At 65.4% G+C, this 6747-nt stretch carries 6 protein-coding genes; all 6 read left to right on the forward strand.

Going from position 1 to position 6747, the window contains the following annotated elements; genetic code table 11:
• Nucleotides 1-72: 72 nt before the first annotated feature.
• The 6 genes from ABD951_RS28190 to ABD951_RS28215 all read left to right on the forward strand — a co-directional run bounded on the left by ABD951_RS28190 (nucleotide 73) and on the right by ABD951_RS28215 (nucleotide 6075).
• Nucleotides 73-1503 carry an aldehyde dehydrogenase gene (locus ABD951_RS28190; RefSeq protein ID WP_345353515.1) on the forward strand — a complete coding sequence of 477 codons (1431 nt, stop codon included), beginning with the start codon at nucleotides 73-75 and terminating at the stop codon, nucleotides 1501-1503.
• A gap of 100 nt (nucleotides 1504-1603) precedes the next feature.
• Entirely contained in the window at nucleotides 1604-2104 is a 501-nt protein-coding gene (locus ABD951_RS28195) for a nuclear transport factor 2 family protein (protein ID WP_345353517.1), read from the forward strand.
• A gap of 29 nt (nucleotides 2105-2133) precedes the next feature.
• Complete coding sequence (locus ABD951_RS28200) at nucleotides 2134-3333, forward strand: thiolase family protein (protein ID WP_345353519.1); 1200 nt, start codon at nucleotides 2134-2136, stop codon at nucleotides 3331-3333.
• Nucleotides 3334-3386: 53 nt separating this feature from the next.
• Entirely contained in the window at nucleotides 3387-4151 is a 765-nt protein-coding gene (locus ABD951_RS28205) for an SDR family NAD(P)-dependent oxidoreductase (RefSeq protein WP_345353521.1), read from the forward strand.
• A 53-nt stretch (nucleotides 4152-4204) separates the two neighbouring features.
• Nucleotides 4205-4954 (forward strand): crotonase/enoyl-CoA hydratase family protein, encoded by a 750-nt coding sequence (locus ABD951_RS28210; protein WP_345353529.1) that lies wholly within the window; start codon nucleotides 4205-4207, stop codon nucleotides 4952-4954.
• Nucleotides 4951-6075: an acyl-CoA dehydrogenase family protein gene (locus ABD951_RS28215; protein WP_345353523.1), complete on the forward strand. Its 1125-nt coding sequence runs from the start codon at nucleotides 4951-4953 to the stop codon at nucleotides 6073-6075. Before ABD951_RS28210 ends, ABD951_RS28215 begins: the two co-directional genes overlap by 4 nt.
• Nucleotides 6076-6747: the final 672 nt, after the last annotated feature.

Raw genomic sequence — 6747 nt, forward strand, 5'->3', positions numbered from 1 at the left:
CCTCGACGTTCCGTGCATCGAAATGAGCCATTTCCGCAGTGCAACAGCGACTTTCGCAGAATTGAGAATCCAGTGAACGCAGCGCAGATCCTAGTGGGCGGTAAGCTCGTCGATTCCTCGTCGAGCGCTCGCCTGGACGTCGTCAACCCGGCGACCGAGGAGAAGATCGGACAGATCGCCGACGCGAACGCCGCGGACGTCGACAACGCCGTGTCCGCAGCTCAGGCAGCTGCCCGGGATGCTTCATGGGCGGAAGCGACCGGTGCGGAGCGCGCCGAGTATCTGCGCGCCTTGGCCGCGGCGGTCAATGGTAAAGGTGAAGAACTCGCTGCCGCGGTGACCGCACAGAACGGCATGCCACTGACGATGTCGCGGTACGCCAACGACCTACTCCCTGCCGATTCCTACCGCTACTTCGCCACCTTGGCGGAGTCGTTCGAGCAGGAGCGGGTCGTTCCTTCCCTGGACGGCAGCACGACGATTGTGCGCCGCGAACCGGTCGGCGTCGCGGGGCTCATCGTTCCGTGGAACGGCCCACACACGCTGCTGAGCTGGAAACTGGGCGCCGCACTCGCCGCCGGCTGCACCGCGGTCATCAAGGCTGCCCCGGAGACCTCACTCGATCTCGTGCACTTCGCCGAGGCGGTTGAAGAGGCAGGTATCCCGCCGGGTGTGATCAACTTTGTCACCGGCGGGGCCGAGACGGGCAAGCTGCTCGTGAAGCATCCCGGGACCGCGAAGATCGCCTTCACCGGCTCTACCGCGGCGGGCAAGTGGATCGCCGAGGCGTGCGGGGCGGCCCTCAAGCCGGTCACTCTCGAACTCGGGGGTAAGTCTGCGGCAATCTTGCTCGATGACGTGGACCTGACCGAGTTCACGGCCAACATCCCGATCGTGTGCATCCCCAATTCAGGGCAGATCTGTTACTCGAACACCCGGATTCTCGCCCCTCGATCGCGCTACGCGGAGGTGCTCGACGCGGTTGCCGAGACCGCCCGCGCCATTCCGGTCGGTGACCCGCTCGACGCGGGTACTGCGGCGGGACCGCTGGTGAGTGAGCGTCAACTCCAGCGAGTGAATGGTTATATCGAAGTGGGCCGGCAGGAAGGGGCGACGCTCGTCGCCGGAGGCGGGCGACCGAGCGGTCTCGACCGGGGCTTCTTCGTCGAGCCGACAGTCTTCGGCGACGTGGACAATTCCATGCGAATCGCTCGCGAGGAGATCTTCGGGCCGGTGCTCACCGTGCTGCCCTACGACGATGAGGCAGATGCGGTCCGTATCGCCAACGACTCGGAGTTTGGGCTCGGTGGCGTCGTTTTCACCTGCGATCCCGAGCGCGGGAGGGACGTTGCCCGGCGAGTCCAGACTGGCACGATTGGAGTCAACCGGTACGCGATCGCGATGGACGCCCCGTTCGGCGGCTACAAGAACAGCGGCCTCGGTCGTGAGCTCGGCCCGGAGGGGCTCGGCGCATACTTGCAGACGAAGTCGATGTACGTCTAGGGCGCGGTAGACGACCAATCATCGCAGTGCCGGGGCGCTCCGCGCCCCGGAACGCGTGTATGTGAACGATCGTTGACTATTCGGAAGGTGCTCACCTATTGTGAAACGTAAGCACTCAAAATGGAGTGGCGAGGCAGAGGCTGGCGCCACCTACGAATGGGGTCACATGGTGGACAACACGCCCGCATCAGTGGTAGCTCGCTTCTACACCGCGCTCGCAGCGAGCGACGCAACCACAATCGGTGCGTTGCTGGACGAGCACCTCGCGTCGGACGTGGTACTGCAATTGCCTCCAGGACTTCCGTACGCGGGGGCTCTGTCCGGAAGTTCGGCCGTGAAGTCGATGTTCGTTGCCGCCGCCACCGCACCTCCCGTTGTCGGGCCGGTGGCGCCGACAGTCGAATCGCTGGCCGGTACCGACACCGTGGTCTTCGCCGAGGTGCGATTCACCTGGGCAGGCGCCGGTGGCACGGGCGAGGGCGGCGAGTCTCTGGCCACCGAGAAATGGGCGTTCACGGACGGGAAGATCAGCGCGATCGTGGCGTACTACTGGGATCCCACGGCTTGTCCGGCGCCCGCCCGCAGTGCGCGAAACCGCTGAAAACCACCAAAACAGATTGGTAGAACTCTATGGCAAATGCAGTAATCGTCGACGCGATTCGATCACCGATGGCCAAGGGGCGTCCCCCCAAGGACGGCAAGCCCGGCGGCGCGTTGTCGGCTGTCCACCCCGTCGATCTGCTCGCCAGTTTGCTGGCAGATCTCTTCCGACGTAACGACATCGACCCTGCGTCGGTCGATGACGTGATCACTGGCTGCGTCAGCCAGGTGGGGGAGCAGTCTATGGGGGTCGGCCGCCTGGCATGGCTGGGAGCGGGTCTGCCGGAATCGGTTCCCTCGGTCACCATCAACCGTGCCTGCGGATCCAGCCAACAGGCAGCCGATTTCGCCGCGCAGACCATCCTCGCCGGAGCCGCCGACATCGTGGTGGCATGTGGTGTGGAATCGATGAGTCGCGTTCCGATGTTCTCCGCCCGGATCGGCCAGGACCCCTACGGTGCGAAGGTCGCGGAACGGTACCGGCCCGGACTTGTCCCCCAAGGGATCTCAGCCGAACTCGTCGCCGCCCGGGCGAAGCTGAGCCGAGAAGAACTCGACGACTACTCAGCTCGCTCACATCAGCGAGCGGCCGCCGCCTCATTCGAGCGCGAGATCGCGGCCATCGAGTCCGTCGACGGCGCCGGCAATCCTGTGACCGTCAACGCTGACGAGACCGTGCGGCCGGCAACGACCGCGGAGGGACTCTCGGCGCTGAAGCCGGTCTTCTACAACGAGGAGCTGGCTGAACGATTCCCCGAGATCACCTGGCAGATCACTGCAGGGAACTCGTCGCAGATCACCGACGGGGCCAGCGCTTTGTTGATCATGAGCGAAGAGCGCGCCAACGCTCTCGGTCTCCGGCCGCGGGCACGATTCCACTCGTTTGCGGTCGCAGCCTCCGATCCACTGACCATGCTGACCGGCCCCATCCCCGCCACCGAGAAGGTGCTCGAGCGCAGCGGCATCGCCCTCGCGGACATCGACCACTACGAAGTCAACGAAGCCTTCGCCTCCGTGCCGCTGGCCTGGCAACGACACTTCGACGCCGACCCGGACAAAATCAACCCGCGCGGCGGTGCCATCGCCCTGGGACATCCCTTGGGTGCGTCCGGAGGACGACTGCTCACCACCATGCTGCACGCACTCGAAGACACCGGCGGTCGATACGGGCTGCAGACCATGTGCGAGGCCGGTGGGATGGCGAACGCCACGCTCATCGAACGACTCTGATCACCTCGTCCACTCGAAACAGACACGAACAGACCAGTTAAGGATTCACCAAGATGGATGTGCGGGGAGTATCCGCAGTTGTCACCGGCGGCGCATCAGGGCTCGGGCTCGCAACGGTCAAACGGTTGGTGGAGGACGGCGCACACGTCGTCATCGTCGACCTCGCCTCGTCCAACGGCGCCGAAGTCGCCGATGACCTCGGAGACGCAGTAACCTTCGTCCCGGCCGACGTGCGCGACGCTGATGCTGTCGAGGCAGCCCTGGACACCGCGGAACGATCGGCGCCACTGCGGGTCCTTGTCCACTGCGCCGGCCGCGGCGGAGCGCTTCGCCTGGTAGACCGCAACGGAGCACCGGGCTCGTTGGAGCTGTACACGGAGGTGGTGTCGATCAACCTGATCGGTACCTTCAACGTCCTGCGGCTCGCGGCGGCACGCATGGCACGCAACACACCAGTCGATGGCGAGCGAGGCGTCGCCGTGCTCACCGCGTCGGTGGCTGCCTTCGAAGGCCAGATCGGCCAAGTGCCTTACGCCTCCGCCAAGGCGGGGATCGCGGGAATGACGATCGTCGCGGCACGGGACCTCGCGAGCAAGGGAATTCGGGTATGCACCATCGCCCCGGGCACCTTCGATACACCCATCCTGGCCCGGCTGTCCGACGAGGTGCGGGCCTCCCTGGCCGCATCGGTGCCGCACCCGAGCCGCCTCGGGCAACCCGACGAGTTCGCCCGCCTTGCGATGTCGATCATCGACAATCCTATGCTCAACGGCGAAACGATCCGACTCGACGGTGCGATCAGGATGGCGCCCCGGTGAGCGCGCTAGCACAGCGCGTCGACGCTGCACCCACCGCCGGCGGACCGGTGCGCATGTCGATTGCCGATCACGTCGCCGTCATCACGATCGACCGTCCCCACGTGCGCAACGCGGTCGACAAGCACACGGCCGAGGCGATCGCGTCCGCGCTCGACGAGGTCGACGCGAACACCGATATCCGGGCGTGTGTGCTCACCGGAGGGGGGAGCGTCTTTAGTGCGGGGATGGATCTCAAAGCCTTCACCGAGTCCGGCGAGCGACCGGTGACCGAGAAGCGTGGCGGTTTCGGAATCGTCGAGCGCCCGTCTGCAAAACCCATGATTGCCGCTGTGGAAGGTAAGGCACTCGGAGGCGGTTTCGAAATGGTGCTGGCCTGTGACCTCGTTGTCGCCGGCGAGAGTGCGCAGTTCGGGCTCCCCGAGGTCAAGCGTGGACTGGTCGCGGCCGCGGGCGGAGTCCTGCGGCTGCCGCGGCGGGTCTCGCGTGCCGTGGCACTCGACATGCTCTTCACAGGAGACCCGATCACCGCCGGGCGGGCAGCGGAGCTCGGGCTCGTCAACTACGTGGTCGCCGACGGCCAGGCAGTGGAGAGCGCACGAGCGTTGGCAATGCGCATCGCCTCGAACGCTCCCCTTGCCATCCGCGCCGTCAAGGAAATCGCCGACGCAGTCCCCGACTGGTCGAGTGCGGACGCCTTCGCGCGACAGCGCCCGATCACCGATGCGGTACGGAGCTCGGCCGATGCGGCGGAGGGGGCGCGGGCCTTCGTCGAGAAGCGGCCCGCGGTGTGGAGCAATCGATGAGCGTCACCGAATCTGCGCCCACCCGCCTTCTCGGACAGGCCTTCGAGGACGATCACGACCAATTTCGCGACAGTCTTCGTTCCTTCGTCGACCGAGTGGTGCGCCCCCAGTTGTCGGAGTGGCGGACCGCGGGGGCAGTCGATTCGGGGTTCCATCTGTCCGCCGCCGCTCAAGGCATTCTCGGCACCACCGTTCCCGAACACCTCGGTGGCGGGGGCAGTGAGGACCGGCGGTTCGGGCTGGTTGCCGCGCAGGAGCTGATGCGGGTAGGCGCCACTGGTGCCGCCTTAGCGCTCGGACTCACGGAAACGGTGGTGGCGCCCGCTCTCGCGGTTGCGGACGCGCATCCGGGTGCACGCGATGTGCTCGCCGGCATAGCGTCGGGAACCAAACGCGTGGCCTACATCGATCTCGACGCGACCGTGTTGGTGACCGCGGATTCCGGAATTGTGACGCTCGACGGTCGGGCGGGAACGGTGATCGACGGAGCACATGCCACTGACTACGTGGTTCTCGCCCGCACCGAAGCCGGCGCCGATCTTCTGATCGTGCTCGATGCGCGTACGCCAGGAATCACCTGTTCGGCCCAGTCGCGTCCTGTTGGCGCCCTCGATTCCGGATCCGCCGCCGTCGAATTCGACAAGGTGCAGGTAGAGCCGTCCGCTGTTGTTCGGCAAGAGCAGTCGTTGCGGGGGACGATCTGGTCCGATACCGCGTTGGCCGTGGCCGCGATCTGCTTGGCAGGTGCGGAAGAAGCCCTTCGGTGGACTGTGGATTACGTCCAGGACCGCACGGTTTTCGGCCGGTCGGTCTTCGCGTTCGACAACACGCAGTCGATCCTCGGCCGTCTCCTAGGCAGCGTGATCGCGGCGCGGTCGATCTTCGGTGATTGTGTCCGTGCGCAGCATACCGGTGGTGCGGGGTCAACCGAGGCTGCGGCTCTGCTCGTCACCAGCACCGATCTGTTCTCTAGCGTGGTAGACAAAGGCCTCCAACTTCATGGCGGCTTCGGCTACATGCACGAATATCCGATCGCGCAGGCATTCGCCGACGCCCGCTTCATCGAACTTCTCGTCGACGAGGTCGAATCGCCCGGCACGGTACTCGCCCGATCGCTGTAGTTCCCGACGCGACCCGCCGCGCCGCCCCTTACTCAAAGTTCGGACGCGGTAGGGCTGGTATCCCCGAGATCGCCGATAGGCGTCTACCTGTAGGAGGTCACGATGTTGGGTGACAGCGGCGTGGAGTCGGGTCGCTGGTGGCCGGTTCCCGGCGGCAGTGTGTGGTCTATGGTCCCTCGGTATCGTCCAGCCGCGTCCGAACGCTGCGTAGTGGTCGCCAGGTCGTGTGGCCGGGCATCGTTGACCATGGTCTTCCAGAGGACGGTGGCCAGGTGGCGCGTGTGGCAGCAGATGCCTCCACCTGACGTCTTCTACCCGGCAATGTTGCGATTGTAGTTCCGTCTGTCGACCGTCACGTAATTCCGACTTATGGTCGTGTCAGCGGACCGCGGTCGGGGTAGCTGCCCGTAGCGTTCCGTAGCAGACCGGAAGGGCTGACTCGTGTAATTCCTGTCACCCGCTCGTTGGGTTGACCCTCCTGGGGTGTGTCCGCCCTCCCGGTCTGCATTCGCGGAGTGACTGAAGAGAGGCGTGACCACAAGCTGCTGTGAGAGGTGCTTGAAGTCGGATTGTCCTCCGCGGATTCCCCAATCCGAGCAGAGAAGGGAACCGCCTTCCATGATCGTCATCGGCATCGATCCCCACAAGTCCAGCCACACCGCAACCGCGGTC

It is taken from the genome of Rhodococcus olei, from assembly GCF_039540555.1.
In the GTDB taxonomy this organism is placed as follows: Bacteria; Actinomycetota; Actinomycetes; order Mycobacteriales; family Mycobacteriaceae; genus Rhodococcus_G; species Rhodococcus_G olei.

Coding starts and splice junctions, on each gene's coding strand:
- ABD951_RS28215 (WP_345353523.1), top strand. CDS start 4,951: ATGAGCGTCACCGAATCTGCGCCCACCCGCCTTCTCGGACAGGCCTTC.
- ABD951_RS28205 (WP_345353521.1), top strand. CDS start 3,387: ATGGATGTGCGGGGAGTATCCGCAGTTGTCACCGGCGGCGCATCAGGG.
- ABD951_RS28200 (WP_345353519.1), top strand. CDS start 2,134: ATGGCAAATGCAGTAATCGTCGACGCGATTCGATCACCGATGGCCAAG.
- ABD951_RS28210 (WP_345353529.1), top strand. CDS start 4,205: ATGTCGATTGCCGATCACGTCGCCGTCATCACGATCGACCGTCCCCAC.